At 71.1% G+C, this 18,314-nt stretch carries 17 protein-coding genes and 1 riboswitch; of the genes, 5 read left to right on the plus strand and 12 right to left on the minus strand.

The features are described from left to right. Positions 1-133: 133 nt before the first annotated feature. From CF8_RS22065 to CF8_RS14830, 3 genes are all read right to left on the minus strand, one after another. Entirely contained in the window at positions 134-304 is a 171-nt protein-coding gene (locus tag CF8_RS22065; RefSeq protein ID WP_156887232.1) for a hypothetical protein, read from the minus strand. A gap of 45 nt (positions 305-349) precedes the next feature. After that, the gene (locus tag CF8_RS14825; RefSeq protein ID WP_036491139.1) at positions 350-1,594 is read right to left on the minus strand and encodes an MFS transporter; all 1,245 of its coding nucleotides are present in this window, start codon (positions 1,592-1,594) and stop codon (positions 350-352) included. 113 nt (positions 1,595-1,707) lie between these two features. Next, entirely contained in the window at positions 1,708-3,918 is a 2,211-nt protein-coding gene (locus CF8_RS14830) for an NADP-dependent isocitrate dehydrogenase (RefSeq protein WP_010833921.1), read from the minus strand. Positions 3,919-4,076: 158 nt separating this feature from the next. Here CF8_RS14830 and CF8_RS14835 point away from each other — a divergent pair, with 158 nt between their 5' ends. Then, positions 4,077-5,132, plus strand: a complete 1,056-nt coding sequence (locus CF8_RS14835) for an MIP/aquaporin family protein (RefSeq protein ID WP_010833922.1) — start codon at positions 4,077-4,079, stop codon at positions 5,130-5,132. Here CF8_RS14835 and CF8_RS14840 read toward each other — a convergent pair whose 3' ends face one another. Then, on the minus strand, positions 5,133-5,858 hold the full coding sequence (locus CF8_RS14840; RefSeq protein ID WP_010833923.1) for a hypothetical protein: 726 nt from the start codon (positions 5,856-5,858) through the stop codon (positions 5,133-5,135). A 102-nt stretch (positions 5,859-5,960) separates the two neighbouring features. Between CF8_RS14840 and CF8_RS14845 the strand changes: the two genes are divergently transcribed. Next, positions 5,961-6,947 carry a malate dehydrogenase gene (locus tag CF8_RS14845; protein ID WP_010833924.1) on the plus strand — a complete coding sequence of 329 codons (987 nt, stop codon included), beginning with the start codon at positions 5,961-5,963 and terminating at the stop codon, positions 6,945-6,947. 55 nt (positions 6,948-7,002) lie between these two features. Here CF8_RS14845 and CF8_RS14850 read toward each other — a convergent pair whose 3' ends face one another. The 6 genes from CF8_RS14850 to CF8_RS22070 form a co-directional block, all read right to left on the minus strand. Beyond that, positions 7,003-7,401 carry a DUF3017 domain-containing protein gene (locus CF8_RS14850; protein ID WP_010833925.1) on the minus strand — a complete coding sequence of 133 codons (399 nt, stop codon included), beginning with the start codon at positions 7,399-7,401 and terminating at the stop codon, positions 7,003-7,005. 10 nt (positions 7,402-7,411) lie between these two features. Further along, positions 7,412-8,260 carry a bifunctional methylenetetrahydrofolate dehydrogenase/methenyltetrahydrofolate cyclohydrolase gene (locus CF8_RS14855; RefSeq protein WP_010833926.1) on the minus strand — a complete coding sequence of 283 codons (849 nt, stop codon included), beginning with the start codon at positions 8,258-8,260 and terminating at the stop codon, positions 7,412-7,414. Beyond that, positions 8,257-9,531, minus strand: a complete 1,275-nt coding sequence (locus CF8_RS14860) for an MFS transporter (RefSeq protein WP_198016852.1) — start codon at positions 9,529-9,531, stop codon at positions 8,257-8,259. The genes CF8_RS14855 and CF8_RS14860 overlap by 4 nt, the downstream gene beginning before the upstream one ends. Positions 9,532-9,574: 43 nt before the next feature. Then, positions 9,575-11,164, minus strand: a complete 1,590-nt coding sequence (gene purH / locus CF8_RS14865; protein ID WP_010833928.1) for a bifunctional phosphoribosylaminoimidazolecarboxamide formyltransferase/IMP cyclohydrolase — start codon at positions 11,162-11,164, stop codon at positions 9,575-9,577. A 26-nt stretch (positions 11,165-11,190) separates the two neighbouring features. Beyond that, positions 11,191-11,268: riboswitch (ZMP/ZTP riboswitch) on the minus strand. A 2-nt stretch (positions 11,269-11,270) separates the two neighbouring features. After that, positions 11,271-11,888, minus strand: coding sequence for a phosphoribosylglycinamide formyltransferase (gene purN, locus CF8_RS14870; RefSeq protein ID WP_010833929.1), 618 nt, complete (start codon positions 11,886-11,888; stop codon positions 11,271-11,273). A gap of 10 nt (positions 11,889-11,898) precedes the next feature. Continuing rightward, entirely contained in the window at positions 11,899-13,134 is a 1,236-nt protein-coding gene (locus tag CF8_RS22070) for a cell division protein PerM (RefSeq protein ID WP_051204229.1), read from the minus strand. 73 nt (positions 13,135-13,207) lie between these two features. On the opposite strand from CF8_RS22070, the gene CF8_RS14880 reads away from it, so the two are divergent. Together CF8_RS14880 and CF8_RS14885 are read left to right on the plus strand one after the other, a co-directional pair. Then, positions 13,208-15,085: a hypothetical protein gene (locus CF8_RS14880; protein ID WP_010833931.1), complete on the plus strand. Its 1,878-nt coding sequence runs from the start codon at positions 13,208-13,210 to the stop codon at positions 15,083-15,085. 40 nt (positions 15,086-15,125) lie between these two features. After that, positions 15,126-15,779 carry a hypothetical protein gene (locus CF8_RS14885; RefSeq protein ID WP_010833932.1) on the plus strand — a complete coding sequence of 218 codons (654 nt, stop codon included), beginning with the start codon at positions 15,126-15,128 and terminating at the stop codon, positions 15,777-15,779. Positions 15,780-15,830: 51 nt separating this feature from the next. Here the strand turns inward: CF8_RS14885 and sucD are convergent, their stop codons facing one another. Both sucD and sucC read right to left on the minus strand, forming a co-directional pair. Next, entirely contained in the window at positions 15,831-16,712 is an 882-nt protein-coding gene (gene sucD, locus CF8_RS14890; RefSeq protein ID WP_010833933.1) for a succinate--CoA ligase subunit alpha, read from the minus strand. A gap of 16 nt (positions 16,713-16,728) precedes the next feature. Further along, positions 16,729-17,892 carry an ADP-forming succinate--CoA ligase subunit beta gene (sucC, locus tag CF8_RS14895; RefSeq protein ID WP_010833934.1) on the minus strand — a complete coding sequence of 388 codons (1,164 nt, stop codon included), beginning with the start codon at positions 17,890-17,892 and terminating at the stop codon, positions 16,729-16,731. A gap of 126 nt (positions 17,893-18,018) precedes the next feature. Between sucC and CF8_RS23235 the strand changes: the two genes are divergently transcribed. Then, positions 18,019-18,314 (plus strand): deoxyribodipyrimidine photo-lyase (locus tag CF8_RS23235; RefSeq protein WP_036491144.1); only part of this gene is annotated, 296 nt, incomplete at its 3' end.

Here is an 18,314-nt window from a genome sequence, read left to right on the forward strand (position 1 = left end):
GTTCGGCACGGAGGCCGCGATGTTCTTCGAGGGCCGCTTCGCGGGCCTGCCGCAGTGGAGCAACTGCTGGACCCTGTGACCCAGCGCTGACCCAGCACTGACCGAGCAGCGCCGAGGGCGTGGTCCGGACCGTTCACGCGGTCCAGGCCACGCCCTCGATCAGCTGGTCCGCCCATGGGTTGACGCCGGCCAGCTCACGGCGACGGGCGATCAGCTCCACCAGGTCGTGCGTACGCCGATCGCGCAGTGCACGACGGCGGTCGAGCTCGGCTTCGGGGATCTCGGAGGACGAGTACTCGTTCATGGCCCCAGCGTGCGCGACGCGTGCGAACGACCGATGGACGCAGCGTTACGCCTTCGTAAGTTCGGACGCCGGCACGGTTGCGATCCGGTGACGCCGGTGCACGGCGACCGAGAGCACCAGCACGACGAAGCCGCCGATGCTCAGCGCGACACCGACGAGCGCCGGCGCGCGGTAGCCCCAGCCGGCGGCGATGACGAGCCCGCCCAGCCAGGCGCCGAGGGCGTTGGCGACGTTGAGCGAGGCGTGGTTCATCGCGGCGCCCAGCGTCTGGGCCTCGCCCGCGACGTCCATCAGCCGCAGCTGGAGGTTGACCACGAGCACCGACCCGAGCGCCGTGATCGCGAAGACCACGGGCAGCGCCAGCCAGCCGCCGGGAGCGGTCAGCCAGAAGAGCATCAGCGTGGCCCCCATGCCGGCAGCACCGATCAGCAGCGACCGGAAGATCGACCAGTCGGCCATCACCCCCGCCAGCCACGTGCCGCCGACCATGCCGAGGCCGAACGACAGCAGGAAGACCGGCACGGCCGACTCCCCCAGCCCGCCGACCTCGGTGACGGTCGGGGCGATGTAGGTGTAGACCGCGAACATGCCGCCGAAGCCGATGGCGCCGGCCAGCAGGGTCAGCCAGACCTGCGGCAGCCGGAACGCCGCGAGCTCGCGGCGCCCGCTGGCCTCACCGTCGCCGGGACAGCTGGGCACGAACGCCAGCACCAGCGCCAGCGTGATGACGCCGAGCGCGGTGACGACCCAGAAGGCGATGCGCCAACCGAGGTTCTGTCCCAACCACGTCGCCGCTGGTACGCCGAGGACGTTGGCCACGCTCAGTCCGAGCATGACCGCCGCGACGGCACGGCCCTTGCGGGCCGGGCTCGCCATGCTGGCCGCCAGCAGTGACGCGACACCGAAGTAGGCACCGTGGGGCAGGCCGGCGGCGAAGCGGGCGACCATCAGGGCGCCGTACGACGTGGCGAGGGCGCTGGCGGCGTTTCCCAGCGCGAAGGCGACCATCAGCGCGACCAGCAGGGCGCGCCGCGGCAGCCGGGCGCCCAGGAAGGCCAGCACGGGAGCACCGACGACGACACCGAGGGCATAGGCCGAGATGACGTGACCGCCGGTGGGGATCGAGACGTCGACGCCCCGGGCGATCTGCGGCAGCAGCCCCATCGTCACGAACTCGGTGGTGCCGATCGCGAAGCCGCCCATGGCCAGCGCCAGGATCGCGAGCCCGAAGTGGCGGGCGCGGACCACCGGGGTGTGGTCGATCTCTGGGGCCTCGGGAGTCGTCGTCATCTGCACTCATTCTCCAAGGCGCGGAGCCGACCACCAATTCCCGAGCCGCAGACGCGTGCTGCCGCCCACGGTGACCGTGCGCGCCGCGGGCGGACCCGCGGCGCGCACTCGGATCACAGCGAGGCGAGGGCCTCGTTGAAGGTGGTGCTGGGACGCATGACCGCGTCGGCGAGCTTGTCGTCGGGCTCGTAGTAGCCACCGATGTCCGCGGGCGAGCCCTGGACGCTGACCAGCTCCTCGACGATCTTCGCCTCGTTCTCGCGCAGCGTGCCGGCAAGAGCGGCGAAGGCCGCCGCCAGCTCGGCGTCGTCGGTCTGCTGGGCGAGCTCCTCGGCCCAGTAGAGGCCGAGGTAGAAGTGCGAGCCGCGGTTGTCGATGGTGCCGAGCTTGCGACCGGGCGAGCGGTCCTCGTTGAGGAACGTCTCGGTCGCGCGGTCCAGGGTGTCGCTGAGGATCTTGGCCCGCGCGTTGTCGTCGTAGGCCGCGAGGTGCTCGAGCGAGGCCGCCAGGGCGAAGAACTCGCCGAGGCTGTCCCACCGCAGGTAGTTCTCCTTGACGAGCTGCTGGACGTGCTTGGGGGCCGAGCCGCCGGCGCCGGTCTCGAACAGGCCGCCGCCGTTCATCAGCGGCACGATCGAGAGCATCTTGGCGCTGGTGCCCAGCTCGAGGATCGGGAACAGGTCGGTGTTGTAGTCGCGCAGCACGTTGCCGGTCACCGAGATGGTGTCCTCGCCGCGACGGATCCGCTCGATCGAGGTCGCGCACGCGGCGGCCGGGGCGGCGATGGTGATGTCCAGCCCGGAGGTGTCGTGCTGCGGGAGGTAGGCGTTGACCTTCTGGATCAGGTTGGCGTCGTGGGCGCGGGTCTCGTCCAGCCAGAAGATGGCCGGCGAGCCGGTGGCCCGGGCGCGCGTCACGGCGAGCTTGACCCAGTCCTGGATCGAGGCGTCCTTGGTCTGGCAGGCGCGCCAGATGTCACCGGTCTCGACGTCGTGGCTGATCAGCTCGTCGCCGTTGGACGCCACGATCGCGATCGTGCCGTCGGCGGTCACCTCGAACGTCTTGTCGTGCGAGCCGTACTCCTCGGCCGCCTTCGCCATCAGGCCGACGTTGGAGACCGAGCCCATGGTCGAGGGGTCGAAGGCGCCGTGGGCGCGGCAGTCGTCGATCACGGTCTGGAAGACGCCGGCGTAGGACGAGTCCGGGATCACCGCGAGGGTGTCGGCCTCCTGGCCGTCCGGTCCCCACATGTGGCCGCTGGTGCGGATCATCGCGGGCATGCTCGCGTCGACGATGACGTCGGAGGGCACGTGCAGGTTGGTGATGCCCTTGTCGGAGTCGACCATGGCCAGCGTGGGGCCGTCGGCCAGCTCGGCCTCGAAGGACGCCTTGATCGCGTCAGCCTGGTCCAGCGTGCCGATGCCGCCGAGGATGCCGCCCAGCCCGTCGTTGGGGCTGAGGCCGGCACCGGCCAGCGCGTCGCCGTACGCCGCGAAGGTCTTGGGGAAGAAGGCGCGCACGACGTGGCCGAAGATGATCGGGTCGGAGACCTTCATCATCGTGGCCTTGAGGTGCACCGAGAAGAGGACGTCGTCGGCCTTGGCGCGCTCGATCGACGCCTTGAGGAACTCGTTGAGCGCGTCGACGCGCATCACGGTGGCGTCGATGACCTCACCGGCGAGCACTGCGAGCTCGTCCTTGAGCACGGTCACGGTGCCGTCCTTGGCGGTGTGCTCGATGCGCAGGGTGTCGTCGGCAGCCATCACGACGGACTTCTCGTTGTGGCGGAAGTCGTCGGAGTCCATGGTCGCGACGTTGGTGCGCGAGTCGGCGCTCCAGGCACCCATCGAGTGCGGGTGCGACTTGGCGTAGTTCTTGACCGCGCCGGGCGCACGACGATCGGAGTTGCCCTCGCGCAGGACCGGGTTGACCGCGGAGCCCTTGACCTTGTCGTACTTCGCGCGCGTCGCCTTGTCCTCGTCGGACTGCGGGTTCTCGGGGTAGTCCGGGAGGTCGTAGCCCTTGTCCTGCAGCTCCTTGATCGCGGCCTTGAGCTGCGGGATGGAGGCGGACACGTTGGGCAGCTTGATGATGTTGGCCTCGGGCTTGGTGGCCAGCTCACCCAGCTCGGCGAGCGCGTCGGGGAGGCGCTGGTCCTCGGTCAGCCGCTCGGGGAACTGGCTGATGATCCGCGCTGCGACCGAGATGTCGCGGGTCTCGACCTCGACGCCCGCGGTCCGGGCGTAGGCCGCGACGATCGGCAGGAACGAGTACGTCGCCAGCATGGGTGCTTCATCGGTGTGGGTGTAGATGATCTTGGCCATGGGTACGGGGCGCTCCTTGGGACGAGGCGTGAAAACTAACTTGACGTCAAGATACCTGACGCCGCGTGCGCCTAGCCTCGCACCCGGAGTCCTCCGCTCGCTAGAGTGCCCGTGGTCCACGGGGGTGGGCGCTCGACCTCTCAGGAAGGCAGGCGTTGATGACAGACGCAAGCAGCATTGACGACACACCCACCACTGGCCAGAAGTTCGCCGCCGAGGTCCTGGGCACCTTCGTGCTCGTGTTCTTCGGCGTCGGCGCCGCCCTGATGAGCGGCGGGGACTACATCACCACGGGCCTCACCTTCGGCCTGACCGTCGTGGTGATGGCCTACGCCGTCGGCCGCATCTCCGGAGGACACTTCAACCCCGCCGTCACGCTCGGCGCCGTCCTCGGCGGTCGCCTGCCGTGGAGCTCCGTACCGGTCTACGTCGGCGCCCAGCTCGTCGGCGGCCTGATCGCCGGCGCCTTGCTGTTCGGCCTGATGCACGGCTTCGAGGGCTACACCTCCGAGGGCAACATCGGCGCCAACGCGTTCGGCGACCAGAGCGCCAGCAACTACGCCATGTGGGCGGCCTTCGCGCTCGAGGCACTGCTCACGATGGTCTTCCTGTACGTCATCCTCGCCGTCACCGACGAGCGCAACGAGCTCCAGGCCCTGATGGGCCCGCTCGCCATCGGCCTCGCGCTCTCGATGATCCACTTCGCCTCCATGGGCGCCACGGGCACGTCGGTCAACCCGGCCCGCTCCATCGGCGTCGGCGTCTTCGGCGGCACCGACGCGATCATCCAGCTGTGGCTTTTCATCCTGGCGCCGCTCGTCGGCGCGGCCATCGCCGGCCTGACCTACCCGCTCGTCTTCGGCCACGGCAGCGAGCCGGTCCCCGGCTCCGGCCTCAGCTTCGGTGGCGGTCGTGGCCAGCAGGCGACCTACGCTCCCCCGGCCGGCTACGAGCAGCAGTGGAACCAGGGCCAGCCCCCGCAGCAGTGGCAGGCGCCCGCTGCGCCCCCGCAGCAGCAGGGCTGGGGCCAGCAGACGCCGGCCCAGCAGTGGGCCCAGCCGCCGGCCCAGCCGCCGACACAGGCCGCTCCCCCGGCCCAGACCGCTCCCCAGCACTGGGGCCAGCCCGCCGGGCAGCCCCCGGCCCAGGAGTGGGGCCAGCCGATCGAGGACGATGGCGAGGACGGCCGCACCCAGGTGCGTCGACCCGACTGATCAGCTGTCGGCCGAGAAGGACACCAGCGCGAGCGTGCTGGTGTCCGACTCGGTCCGCACCAGGCCGACACCGCGCACGTAGTGGCGCACGGCCTCGACGGTGGCATCGAGTGCCGTCGTCTCGCGGATCTCGATCGCGTCGGTCCACGAGCCGTACGGCGTCGACACGCTGGCCGCCACGTCGAGCACCCACGACCGGTCCTCGGCCACGCCAGCGGCGTACTGCTGGACGAATCCGTCGCCGACCCGCGGCCTGGCCGGCATGACCAGGCCCGCCTGCGCGCCGCCGATGCCCGCCTGCCAGGTGTCGGTCCCACCGCTGGCGGCACCGAAGGACCACACGTTGCCGGCGCGGTCCTGGGCGTAGTAGCGCGTCGAGGTCTCCTCGCCACGGCGACGCCGGACGCTGGTCGTCACGGCGGTCGTGGTGACGCCGGCGATGCGCCGTCTCTCGTCGGCGACCCGCACGACGACGTCGGGACCGCGGTCGGCCTCGTAGGTCCACTCGCTCCCGGCCGACAGCGGCAGGAACGGGTTGTCGATCCCGCGCACGAAGTCGGCGGGCTCGGGGGTCGCGGTCGGGATCTCCAGGCCGTCCACGCCAGCCGGGTCGATCGAGCGCGGCTCACCTGCGCCGCAGCCGGCCGCGGCCAGCAGACCCGGGGCGATCAGGGCGATGACCGCGATCCGGACGAAGCGACGGGCGGCGGGGGCGAGGCTCGGCATGGGAGGAGAATGCCAGCCAGCCCTCCCGGGCCGGACAACGAGCGGCGCTGCTAGCGTCGCCGGCAGATCAACCACCACTCAACTTCGCGTACAGGAGTCCCCGTGAGCACCACTCCCTTGAAGGTCGCCGTCACCGGCGCGGCCGGTCAGATCGGCTACAGCCTGCTCTTCCGCCTCGCCAGTGGTTCGCTGCTGGGCGACCGCCCGATCGAGCTGCGCCTGCTCGAGATCGAGCCGGCCCTCAAGACGCTCGAGGGCGTCGTGATGGAGCTCGACGACTGCGCCTTCCCCAACCTCGCGGGCATCGAGATCGGCCACGAGGCCGAGAAGATCTTCGACGGCGTCAACCTCGCCCTGCTCGTCGGCGCGCGCCCGCGCGGTCCCGGCATGGAGCGTGGCGACCTGCTCTCCGCCAACGGCGCCATCTTCACCGCGCAGGGCAAGGCCCTCAACGCGGTCGCCGCTGACGACGTGCGCATCGGTGTCACCGGCAACCCGGCCAACACCAACGCCCTGATCGCGATGACCAACGCCCCCGACATCCCGCGCGAGCGGTTCTCGGCGCTCACCCGCCTCGACCACAACCGCGCGATCTCGCAGCTCGCCGCCAAGACCGGCGCTGCGGTGACCGACATCAAGAAGATGACGATCTGGGGCAACCACTCCGCCACGCAGTACCCCGACCTCTTCCACGCCGAGGTCGGCGGCAAGAACGCCGCCGAGGTCGTGGGCGACCAGGCCTGGATCGAGAACGACTTCATCCCGACCGTCGCCAAGCGCGGCGCCGCGATCATCGAGGCGCGGGGCTCGTCCTCGGCCGCCTCGGCCGCCTCGGCCACGGTCGACGCCGCGCGCGACTGGCTGCTCGGCTCCGCCGCCGACGACTGGGTCTCGATGGCGGTCGTCTCCGACGGCTCCTACGGCGTGCCCGAGGGCCTCATCTCCTCCTTCCCCGTCACCACCAAGGACGGCGACTGGGAGATCGTCCAGGGCCTCGAGATCGACGAGTTCTCGCGCGGTCGCATCGACGCCTCGGTCGCGGAGCTCTCCGAGGAGCGCGACGCGGTCACCGAGCTCGGCCTCATCTGACCCAGCACGACCCACGCACGGCCCGTCTGCTCCTCGGAGCGGGCGGGCCGTTCGGCTACGGCCCCGGCTGGTTGGGGATCGAGGTGCTCAGGAAGATCAGCGCCACCCCGAGCGCGACCAGCAGCGCGACGTCGAGCGCCTTGTGTCGTACGGCGAGCATGCCGGCGTCGCGAGGCCCCAGCACCGTGCGCACCGTGGCGGCGAGCAGCAGCGCGCCGCCGATGGTCCGGACCCCGAGGCGCCAGTCGCTGAAGGACGCCAACAACAGGCCGGTGCCGGTGACCAGCAGCACGAGCAGGTAGAACGCACCGCCGATGGTGGAGGGATAGCGCCGCTCACCGGGCGCCTCGTCGGGGTGGTCGCCGTCGACGAGGTCCTCGGCCGAGATCGCCGGCACGTCCTCCGGCGGGCGGATGGCGCGATCGTCCGGCGGCGGCTCGAGCGGATCGGTCACGAGATTCCCGTCATTGGGGGTGGGACTGTTCGGCGATCTCCACGATATTGGTCAGCAGCATGGCGCGGGTCATCGGTCCGACACCCTTGGGGTTGGGCGAGACCCAGCCCGCGACGTCCCACACGTCGGGCGCCACGTCACCGGTGACCTTGCCGTCGACGCGGGAGACCCCGACGTCGAGCACGGCGGCACCCGGCTTGACCATGTCGCCGGTGATGATGCCGGGGACGCCGGCGGCGGCGACCACGATGTCGGCGTGCCGCACGTGGGCGGCCAGGTCGACGGTGCCGGTGTGGCACAAGGTGACCGTGGCGTTCTCCGAGCGGCGGGTCAGCAGCAGCCCCAGCGGGCGGCCGACGGTCAGTCCGCGGCCCACGACCGCCACCTCGGCGCCGGCGATCTGCACGCCGTGGCGGCGCAGCAGCTCGATCGCGCCGACCGGCGTGCACGGCAGCGGACCGGCCTCACCGAGCACGAGCTTGCCGAGGTTGGTCGGGTGCAGGCCGTCGACGTCCTTGGCGGGATCGACGCGCGAGAGCAGGGCGAACTCGTCGAGGCCGGTGGGCTGCTGGACCAGGAAGCCGGTGCAGGCGGGGTCGGCGTTGAGCTCGTCGATGACGGCCTCCACCTCGGCCTGGGTGGCGCTGGCGGGCAGGTCACGGCGGATCGAGGAGATCCCCAGCTCCGCGCAGTCCTTGTGCTTGGCGCCGACGTACCACTGCGAGCCGGGGTCGTTGCCGACGAGCACGGTGCCGAGCCCGGGGGTGATCCCGCGCGCCTTGAGGGCGGCCACGCGCTCGGTGAGCTCGGCCTTGATGGTGCGCAGCGTTGCGGCGCCGTCGAGAGTCTGGGCAGTCACGTGGTCTCCAGGGTGGGCGAAGGGGTGGTGTCGGCCACGGGTGAACCGTGGTGGGCAAGGTACCGCTCGGCGGCCCGGGCCGCCGGGTGGGAGACGGCAGCGGCCGTGATGCCGATGAGGGCGATCACCGCCCAGCCTGGCGCGCCCCAGGTGAGGGCGAGGAAGGTGTAGAGCGCGGGGAAGACGAGCGGCTCGATCTGGTAGCCGAGGCCCCACACACCTTGGTAGTCGCCCATCCGGCGCGGGTCGGACAGCTCGGCGGTGAAGCCCCAGTCCGAGGCCGACTGCCAGAGCTCGGCGCCAGTGATGGTGATGTGGCCGATCCAGATCAGCACGATGGAGACCCAGCCGACGGTCTCGTGGGTCACGCTCAGGACCAGGCACGACAACACGAACGCCCAGCCCGATCGGCGTACGGCGCGCAGCGACCCGTTCACCGAGTCGGCACCCCGCGAGGCACGGACCTGGAGCAGGACTGCCAGCACCGTATTGGTCCCGAACAGCCACGCCAGCAGAGTGTGCGGCGCGTCGGTGCGCTCGACCAGCCAGAGCGGCACGACGACGTTGAGCAGGATCTGGTTGGAGGAGAGCACCCCGTTGCACACCCCCAGGACCAGGAAGCCCTTGTTCTTCAGCGCCGCCGGGGTGATGTGCAGGTCGGGCCCGGTCGAGACCTCCACCTTCCGCTTGATCGCGGGCAGGAACGAGACCATGACCGCGTTGATCGACAACAGGGCGGCGGTGATGAGGGGGATGGCGATGATGGCTTCCCGGGTCCCGATGCCGAGGGCCACGCCCGCCGTACCGGCACCCAGGGAGTAGCCGACGTTGCGTGCAGCCCGCTGGTAGGCCATGGCGCCGACCCGCTTGTCGCGCGGGAAGACCTCGATCCGGTAGACGTTGCGCGCCGAGCGCCCCGCCGTCTCGACCGACGCCAGCACGGCGAGCAGGACCACGAACGAGATGAAGCCCGAGGCGAGCGGCCAGGCGAGGTAGAGCAGCGCCTCGAGGAGAGCACTGATCACCCAGAGCCGCTTGGCGCCGACCCGGTCGCCGAGGCGACCGAGCGGGATCGACAGCGCGAGGGTGACGAAGGCCGCGGCCGACATGCCCAGACCGATCTGCGCCCCGGTGAGGCCGACGATCTGGGTGAAGAACACGGCCGTGCCGGTGAGGAACGAGCCGGTCGCGAACGCCGACAACACGCTCTGCAGCGCCAGGTCCCGTTCGAGCTTCGTGGGCGGCAGGATCGCCCGCAGCCATCTCGTCACCACATCACCCTCCCCCGATATCTTGACGTCAAGATATCACCGGTCAGTGGAAGAAGTGCCTGGCGCCGGTGAAGTACATCGTGATGCCGGCCTTCTCGGCGGCCTCGATGACCTCGTTGTCGCGCACCGAGCCACCGGGCTGGACGATCGCCGTCACGCCACCGTCGATCAGCACCTGGGCACCGTCGGCGAAGGGGAAGAAGGCGTCGGAGGCCGCGACCGAGCCGACGGCCCGCTCCCCCGCGCGCTCGACCGCGAGGCGGCAGGAGTCGACGCGGTTGACCTGGCCCATGCCGACACCGACCGAGGCGCCGTCGGCCGCGAGCAGGATCGCGTTGGACTTCACGGCCCGGCAGGCGCGCCAGGCGAAGGCGAGGTCGGCCAGCACCTCGGCCGAGGCGGCCGTGCCGGTCGCGAGCGTCCAGGTCGACGGGTCGTCGCCGCCACCGTCGACGACGGCGTCGATGACGTCGCGCTGCTGCACGAGCAGGCCGCCGGAGATCGCGCGGATCTCGGTGCCGCCACGCGGCAGCGGGGCCGACTCGAGGATCCGGATGTTCTTCTTCGCCGCGAGGATCTCGACAGCGCCGTCCTCGTAGCCCGGGGCGACGACGACCTCGGTGAAGATCTCCGCGACCTGCCTGGCCATCTCGACCGACACGGGCACGTTGGTGGCGATCACGCCGCCGAACGCCGAGACCGGGTCGCAGGCGTGGGCCTTGCGGTGGGCGTCGGCGACGTCCGCGCCGACCGCGATGCCGCACGGGTTGGCGTGCTTGATGATCGCCACCGCGGGCTGGTCGAAGTCGTAGGCGGCGCGCCGGGCCGCGTCGGCGTCGACGTAGTTGTTGTAGGACATCTCCTTGCCGTGGTGCTGGGTCGCCTGCGCGAGCCCGGGACCGCCGGGGAGGTGGCCGTTGGAGTAGATCGCGGCCGACTGGTGCGGGTTCTCGCCGTAGCGCAGCACCGCGTCCTTCTCCCAGGTCGCGCCCATCCACGCCGGGAAGCCCGTGTCGTCGCTGGAGTCGGTCAGGACGTTGCCCATCCAGGACGCCACGTGCACGTCGTACGTCGCGGTGTGCACGAACGCCTCGGCGGCCAGCGCCTTGCGGGCGTCCAGGGTGAAGCCCCCGGCAGCGACGGCGGCCAGCACGTCGGCGTACCGCGCAGGCGAGGTGACGATGGCGACCGAGGGGTGGTTCTTCGCGGCAGCGCGCACCATCGAGGGGCCGCCGATGTCGATCTGCTCGACGCACTCGTCGGGGCTCGCGCCCGAGGCGACGGTCTGGGTGAAGGGGTAGAGGTTGGACACGACCAGGTCGAAGGGCTCGACGCCGAGGTCGGCCAGCTGCTGGACGTGGGTGTCGAGGCGACGGTCGGCCAGGATGCCGGCGTGCACGCGCGGGTGGAGGGTCTTGACCCGGCCGTCGAGGCACTCGGGGAAGCCGGTGAGGTCCTCGACCTTCGTGACGGGCAGGCCGAGGTCGGCGATCAGCTTGGCGGAGCCACCGGTGGAGACCAGCTCGACACCGGCGTCGTGCAGCCCGCGGACGAGCTCGTCGAGCCCGGCCTTGTCGTAGACGGAGACCAGCGCGCGCTTGATCGGGATCTGGTCATGGGGGCGTTGGGACACGGGGCTGCTCCAAAAGTCGCTGCGGAGGGGAGCACCCAGGCGTTCGATGCTCCACGGCTTCACTCCCTGGTGGTCACCCACCTGCGCCAGTCGTGTGGGGGTCAGCCTACGGGGCCGCGGGGCCGATGTGCACCTTGCGTCCCTCGACGACCAGGCTGCCGTGGGCGATCCGGCCGACCGCGTCGACGAGCATCTCCCGCTCGGCCGCCTTGATCCGCTCGTGCAGGGACTCGACGTCGTCGTCGTCCTCGACCGGGACGGCCGTCTGGGCCACGATCGGGCCGGTGTCGATGCCGCCGTCGACCAGGAAGAGCGTCGCGCCGGTGACCTTGACGCCGTAGGCCAGGGCATCCGCCGGACCGTGCATGCCGGGGAACGACGGGGACAGCGCCGGGTGCGTGTTCACGACCCGGTGCTCGAACCGGGCCAGGAAGTCGTCACTGACCAGCTTCATGAAGCCCGCGAGCACGATCAGGTCGGGTTCGAAGCCCGCGACCGAGGTCGCCATGGCCCGGTCCCAGTGCTCGCGGCTGGTGAACTGCGACACCTGCTTGACGAAGGTGGGGATGCCGGCGCGGTCGGCCCGCGCCAGGCCCTCGATGTCGTCACGGTCGGCACCGACGGCGACGACCTGGGCGCCGTACGCCGGATCGGCGCAGGCGTCGATCAGGGCCTGGAGGTTGGTGCCTGCACCGGAGACGAGGACGACAAGACGAGAGGTCACGCGGCGGATTCTAGGGCGCGACGTCGCTGCCACGGCGCTGGTACCAGGCCATGGCCACGGCACCGACCAGGCCGCCGAGCCCGAAGGCCGTGATCGCGGCGACCAGCACGTCCGGCACGAAGGGCCCGACATGGCGCATCCGGCCCGGACCGGCTGCACCGCCGGCGACCGAAGCGAGCAGGGCGAAGACGACACCGGCCACGATCCCGCCGCCGCAGCCGCGCAGGGCGGCCTCGCGCCAGCCCGGCGCCGGGTGCCGGCGCTGCCACCACATGGTCGCGAGCGCGGCCACCAGCGGCGGCAGCCACACCAGCGACGACAGGAGGACTCCGGGCGCACCGACGCCGGGCAGAGCGGCGAGCAGCGCGAAGAGCGGGAGCGCTCCCAGGACGACGGTGCCGGGCGAGACGAGGGTGTTGCCACCCACGGCGAAACCCGGGCCGAGCAGGAAGGAGCCGGAGAACAGGGTGGCGTTGGGCGCGAAGCCGGCGTTGGCGACGGCGTAGACCGCGCCCTCCCCCACGCCGAGGTGCAAGCGGCTCATCATCGTGGCAGCCTCGCCGACGCCGAAGGCCAGAGCGACGAGGAACACGACGGTCGAGAGCGCGAGGAAGGCGGTCAGGACGACCGCCGCCGTGGCGGCGGCCTGCCGGACGACGGGCGGGACGAAGGTCGCCCAGATGGCTGCTCGACCGGAGCCGATCGCAATGGCGGGCGCGGCGATGACGAGCGACATCCCCAGGCTCCAGAGCACCACCCGAGGCACGCTCAGGGTCGTCTCGACGCTCGCGGTCAGGGTTGCGACCACCACCGCGACGAGGGCGTAGCCGACGAAGAACAGCCCAGAGCCCATGGGCACGGTCAGGTCGCGCTCGCCGTCGGAGATCCGGTCGGAGTCGGGGCCGTGGCCCGACAGGGCCTCCCCGACACGGTGCCCCAGCCGCCACATCGACCAGGCGCAGATCGCGGTCAGCCCGAGCGGCACGATGCCCACGGCGGTGCCGTAGACGGTGATCCCGGAGCCGTGGGCCATCAACCAGGCGACCGCACCCATCCGCATGCCGTCGCGCGGGACCCCGTGGGCGCCGGCGTCGGCGGCGAACCAGCCGATGATGCCGACCGCCACGCAGACCAGCAGCGGTGCCAGGGCAGCCGCCGCCCCGCCCAGCGTCGCGACGAGGACCAGCGGTCGCTGCGCGCGGGGGCTGGTGGTGCGGTCACGGCGGTCGAGAAGCAGGGAGGTCATGGCTCCGCCATCATGACCCGATCGCCGAGCGCGTTCGCGCTGCCACGCCGCGACCCCGTACCGTGGAGCGGTCATGAGGAGCCCTGAAGCGTTCGACGCCTTTTACGCCGGATCACGTGATCGTCTCCTGCTCGAGACCTACGCGCTGACCGGAGACCTGCCCGCCGCGCGCACCGCGGTGCGCGACGCGTTCGCGGTCGCCTGGCACCACTGGGCGAAGGTGGGACGGCTCGAGGAGCCCGAGGCATGGGTGCGCCCGCACGCCCACAGCCGGGCCCTGCGCCGGCACGCCGCCCGCCCGTGGCACCGCGACAAGGGTGTCGACGCCAACGTCCGGGCGACGCTGGACGCGCTCGGCAAGCTCAGCGGCCACGAGCGCAAGGCCCTGGTGCTGACGGTCCTGTCCCCGCTCCCGCTCGCCGACATCGCCCGCGAGGTGGGCCTCCCCCGTGCCGAGACCGAGCGCGCGCTGCAGAGCGCGACCACCCGGTTCGCGCTGGCACGCTCCGTTCCGAGCACCGACGTGCGGCTCCGGCTCGACGCGCTGCGGGCTCCGCTGATCGACACCCGCTGGCCACGCGGCCCGATCATCCGCCGGACGGGCACCACCCGTCGCCGTACCCACACACTGATCGGCTCAGCGACCGTCGGTCTTGCCCTCCTCGTCTCGGGCACGGTCGTCTCCTCCGGCGGCGCCGAGCCGAGCAGCCTCGACCAGGAGAACGCCCTGCCCGGCATCACGGTGCGCGAGGCCTCGGCCGAGGCCGCCCCGGCCCTCGACGACGGCACACTCCTGGCCGCCGCGCAGACCGAGCGCTACGGCCGCGGCCTCACCTGGCGCGAGGCCGAGACCTCCGACAACCTGGCGGGCTCGGGCCTGGTGATGCCGTGCCAGCAGACGCGCTTCGCCGACCCGGCGGGCGCGGGAGCGCTGGTGCGCTCGTTCAGCGGGACGGCCCAGGTCACGAAGCCGGCGAGGAAGAAGTCCGCGAAGAAGCGCAAGGTCACCGAGGAGCGAGCCACCGCGATCGAGTTCGTGGAGCTCTCGGCCGACCAGGCGCAGGCCCGCGCCGCGTTCGAGACCACGCGCGGGTGGTACGCCGACTGCCTGGACGCCCGCACCCAGCTGTTGTCCACCGAGTCCGTGCAGCGCGTCGGCGACGAGGCCACGGTGCTGATGCTGCGCACCTGGAACAAGAACCCGAGCCGGATCGCCGTGGGACTCGCACGCACGGGCCAGCTCACCGTCACGACGATGGTGCGCTCGACCGGTGCCCCGGTGGCTGCCCGCACGGCCGCCGCAGGGCTGGCCGCCGCCGTCAACGCCACCTGTGGCGCCCCGGGCGCCGGGGCCTGCGCCGGACCGCCCCGGCTGCGCGCGAGCGAGCCGTTCCCGATCGGTCAGCCGTCGGGGCTGCTGGCCGCGGTCGACCTGCCGCCCGTCTCCGGCGCCGTCGGTCCGTGGGTCGGCACCGATCCCGTCCGTGCGCGGAACAACTACGCCGCCACGCGGTGCGACAACACCACGTTCCGCGGCAAGGGCCTCAAGCAGGCCCTGACCCGGACCTTCCTGTTCCCGGCGACGAAGAAGGACACCACCTTCGGGCTCACCCAGACGGTGGCCACGACGCGGACCGACCGGGCCCGCGACTTCGTCGGCGAGGTGCGCAGCCGCATCCGCAGGTGCGGCCAGGCCAACCTCGGCACCTCCGTGAACACGCTGGTCGACCGCTCGGGCAAGGACGTCGAGATGACGGTCTGGGACCTCGACGTGGAGATCTCCGACAACCGCACGATCCAGTTCTGGATGGCGATCATGCGCGACGGCAACGCCGTCTCCCAGGTCGGCTTCACGCCGGCCGGGGACATGACCATCGCGCGTGACGACTTCACCGCGATCGCCGAGCGCGCGCTGGAGCGCCTCGACGACCTGCCCAGCGCACAGCGCTGAGCGGTCACAACTATCGCTGGGAGCCGCGCGTCTCCTGAGCATGCGACGACTCCTCCTGCTGGGCCTGCTGACCCTCGCACTCACGGGATGCAGCCAGGAGCACGAGCCAGGGCCTGGGAAGCCACCCGGGTCCTCGTCGCCGGCGACCGTGATCCCCGAGGACTTCCCGTTGGCCGACGAGATGCATGACGACGTCCACGTCTCCGCCCAGAGCGTCGGGATGCGATCCCTCGACTTCTGCGGGCGCAAGCCGCTGCGCGGCCTCGCGCCCGCCGACCGGCTGGCCGCGGAGGCCAGCGGCGACGAGTACGCCAGCACCCGCGACCTGATGCTCTTCGACGACACTTCTCGCCCCGAGGCCGTGGTGCGCGACGTCCGCGCAGCCGCGATCGCCTGTCCGGCCGAGGAGGTGGGTCCCGGCGCCCGCCTGCTGACCGAGGTTCGCGAGTCGTCCTTCGGCCCGGCGGCTGCGACGGTCGTCCACACCTACGAGCAGGACGGTGAGGTCGGCGTCGGCGCCGAGGTCATCGAGGTCGTGCAGGTCGGTCGCGCGTTGCTGGTGACGTCGACGTACGGCGAGTGGGACCCGGCCAACAACCTCGACGAGGGCATCACCGAGGACGCCGACCTGCTCGCAGCGACCGTCGAGGCGATGGCGGCCTTCGAGGGCGCCCTCCCGGCTGCCACGCCCTGAAGACAGCTGTACCCACCCTGGAGAGCTCCAGGGTGGGTACAGACAGGTGGATCAGAGGCCCTGCAGGATCTCCCGCGCCAGGGCGGCGGTGGCGGACGGCGTCTTGCCGACCTTCACGCCCACGGCCTCGAGGGCTTCCTGCTTCGCGGCAGCGGTGCCCGCGGAGCCGGACACGATGGCGCCGGCGTGGCCCATGGTCTTGCCCTCGGGGGCGGTGAAGCCCGCGACGTAGCCGACGACCGGCTTGGTGATGTTGGCCTTGATGTAGTCGGCCGCACGCTCCTCGGCGTCGCCGCCGATCTCACCGATCATCACGATCAGCTTGGTCTCCGGGTCGTCCTCGAACGCCTGCAGCGCGTCGATGTGGGTGGTGCCCACGATCGGGTCGCCGCCGATGCCGATGGCCGTGGAGAAGCCGAAGTCACGCAGCTCGTACATCATCTGGTAGGTCAGGGTGCCCGACTTCGACACGAGACCGACCGGGCCCTTGCCCGCGATGGTGTGCGGGGTGATGCCGGCCAGCGACTCGTCCGGCGTGATGATGCCGGGGCAGTTGGGGCCGATCATCCGGGTGGACCTGCCCTCGAGGTAGGCAACGACCTCGGCGGTGTCCTGGACGGGAACGCCCTCGGTGATGACGACGAGCAGCGGGATCTCGGCGTCGATGGCCTCGATCGCGGCGTCCTTGGTGAACGCCGGCGGCACGAAGGCGACCGACACGTCGGCGCCCGTCTCCTTCATCGCCTCGGCGACGCTGCCGAAGACCGGCAGCTCCTTGCCGCCGAGCTCGACCGTGGTGCCGGCCTTGCGGGCGTTGACGCCGCCCACGACGTTGGCGCCGGACTCGACCATGAGGGTGGTGTGCTTGGCACCCATCCCGCCGGTCATGCCCTGGACGATGATCTTGGAGTCCTTGTTCAGAAAAATGCTCATGGGATTCTCTCCGTCCTCAGGCGTTCGCCAGCTCGGCGGCCTTGTCGGCCGCACCGTCCATGGTGTCGACCTGGGTCACCAACGGGTGGTTCAGCTCGTTGAGGATCCGGCGACCCTCCTCGACGTTGTTGCCGTCGAGGCGGACGACGAGCGGCTTGGTGGCCGCGTCGCCGAGGATCTCCAGGGCACCCTTGATGCCGTTGGCGACCTCGTCACACGCGGTGATGCCACCGAAGACGTTGACGAACACGCTCTTGACCTGCTCGTCGTTGAGGATCACGTCGAGGCCGTCGGCCATGACCTGCGCGTTGGCGCCGCCACCGATGTCGAGGAAGTTGGCGGGCTTGACGCCGCCGTGGTTCTCGCCGGCGTAGGCGACGACGTCGAGGGTCGACATGACCAGGCCCGCGCCGTTGCCGATGATGCCGACAGCACCGTCGAGCTTGACGTAGTTGAGGCCCTTGTCCTTGGCCTTCGCCTCGAGCGGGTCGGCCTCTTCGCGGATCTCGAAGGCGGCGTGCTCGGGGTGACGGAACTCGGCGTTCTCGTCGAGCGAGACCTTGCCGTCGAGCGCCTCGAGCTTGTCACCGGTCAGCCGCGCGAGCGGGTTGACCTCGACGAGCGTGGCGTCCTCCTCGGTGAAGACCGTCCACAGCTGCTGGACCATCTGGATCGCCTGGTCGCGCAGCTCGGCGGGGAAGCCGGCCTCGTCGACGATGGCGGTCGCCTTCGCCTCGTCGACACCGGTGCCGGCGTCGATCGGGATCTTCTTCACGGCGTCCGGGTTGGTCTTGGCGACCTCTTCGATCTCCACACCGCCCTCGACGCTCGCGATGCAGAGGTAGGAACGGTTGGCGCGGTCGAGCAGGAAGGAGAAGTAGTACTCCTCCTCGATCGACGCACCGGGGACCACGAGCACCCGGTTGACCGGGAGACCCTTGATCTCGAGGTCCAGGATCGCGCGGGCGTGCTCCTCGGCCTCCTCGGGCGTCTTGGCGACCTTGACGCCACCTGCCTTGCCACGGCCTCCGGCCTTGACCTGGGCCTTGACGACGACGACGCCACCGATCTTCTCCGCGGCCGCGCGAGCGTCCTCCGGAGTCTCAACGGTGATGCCGAGGGCGCCAGCCACTCCATGCTTTGCGAAGAGTTCCTTCGCCTGGTACTCCATCAAGTCCACGACGTACCCAGTCCTTTGTGTGCTAATGCGTCCGGGGATTTCCACTGGGCACCCTAGACCTGTTGGGCGGGTCACATCGAGGCTGGGTTGAGTGGCCCTCCTCACCCCGTCGCTACGTTGAGGTGCATGGCCTCTGTCCTGTGGTTGCGCCGCGACCTGCGCGTGCGCGACAACCCGGCGCTCCTCGCAGCGCTCGACGACGGTCCCGTGACCGCACTGTTCGTCGTCGATCCCGCCATCTGGTCGGGCGCCGGTCCGGCCCGCCGGGCCTGGCTCGCCGCCACCGTCCTCGAGCTCGCCGAGCGCATCCCCCTGACCATCCGGTACGGCGACCCGCTCGACGTCGTCCCGGCCGTCGCCGGCGACCGGGCTGTCCACGTCGCGGCCGAGACCACGCCCTACGGCGGCCGCCGCGACCCCGC

Origin of the sequence: Nocardioides sp. CF8, assembly GCF_000389985.1 — a bacterium.
Classification (GTDB): Bacteria; Actinomycetota; Actinomycetes; order Propionibacteriales; family Nocardioidaceae; genus Nocardioides; species Nocardioides allogilvus.

What these genes read in the sequence shown, in the direction of transcription:
- CF8_RS22065 (WP_156887232.1), bottom strand. Translation starts at nt 304, where the DNA reads ATGAACGAGTACTCGTCCTCCGAGATCCCCGAAGCCGAGCTCGACCGC.
- CF8_RS14825 (WP_036491139.1), bottom strand. Translation starts at nt 1,594, where the DNA reads ATGACGACGACTCCCGAGGCCCCAGAGATCGACCACACCCCGGTGGTC.
- CF8_RS14830 (WP_010833921.1), bottom strand. Translation starts at nt 3,918, where the DNA reads ATGGCCAAGATCATCTACACCCACACCGATGAAGCACCCATGCTGGCG.
- CF8_RS14835 (WP_010833922.1), top strand. Translation starts at nt 4,077, where the DNA reads ATGACAGACGCAAGCAGCATTGACGACACACCCACCACTGGCCAGAAG.
- CF8_RS14840 (WP_010833923.1), bottom strand. Translation starts at nt 5,858, where the DNA reads ATGCCGAGCCTCGCCCCCGCCGCCCGTCGCTTCGTCCGGATCGCGGTC.
- CF8_RS22070 (WP_051204229.1), bottom strand. Translation starts at nt 13,134, where the DNA reads ATGACCTCCCTGCTTCTCGACCGCCGTGACCGCACCACCAGCCCCCGC.
- CF8_RS14880 (WP_010833931.1), top strand. Translation starts at nt 13,208, where the DNA reads ATGAGGAGCCCTGAAGCGTTCGACGCCTTTTACGCCGGATCACGTGAT.
- CF8_RS14885 (WP_010833932.1), top strand. Translation starts at nt 15,126, where the DNA reads ATGCGACGACTCCTCCTGCTGGGCCTGCTGACCCTCGCACTCACGGGA.
- sucD (WP_010833933.1), bottom strand. Translation starts at nt 16,712, where the DNA reads ATGAGCATTTTTCTGAACAAGGACTCCAAGATCATCGTCCAGGGCATG.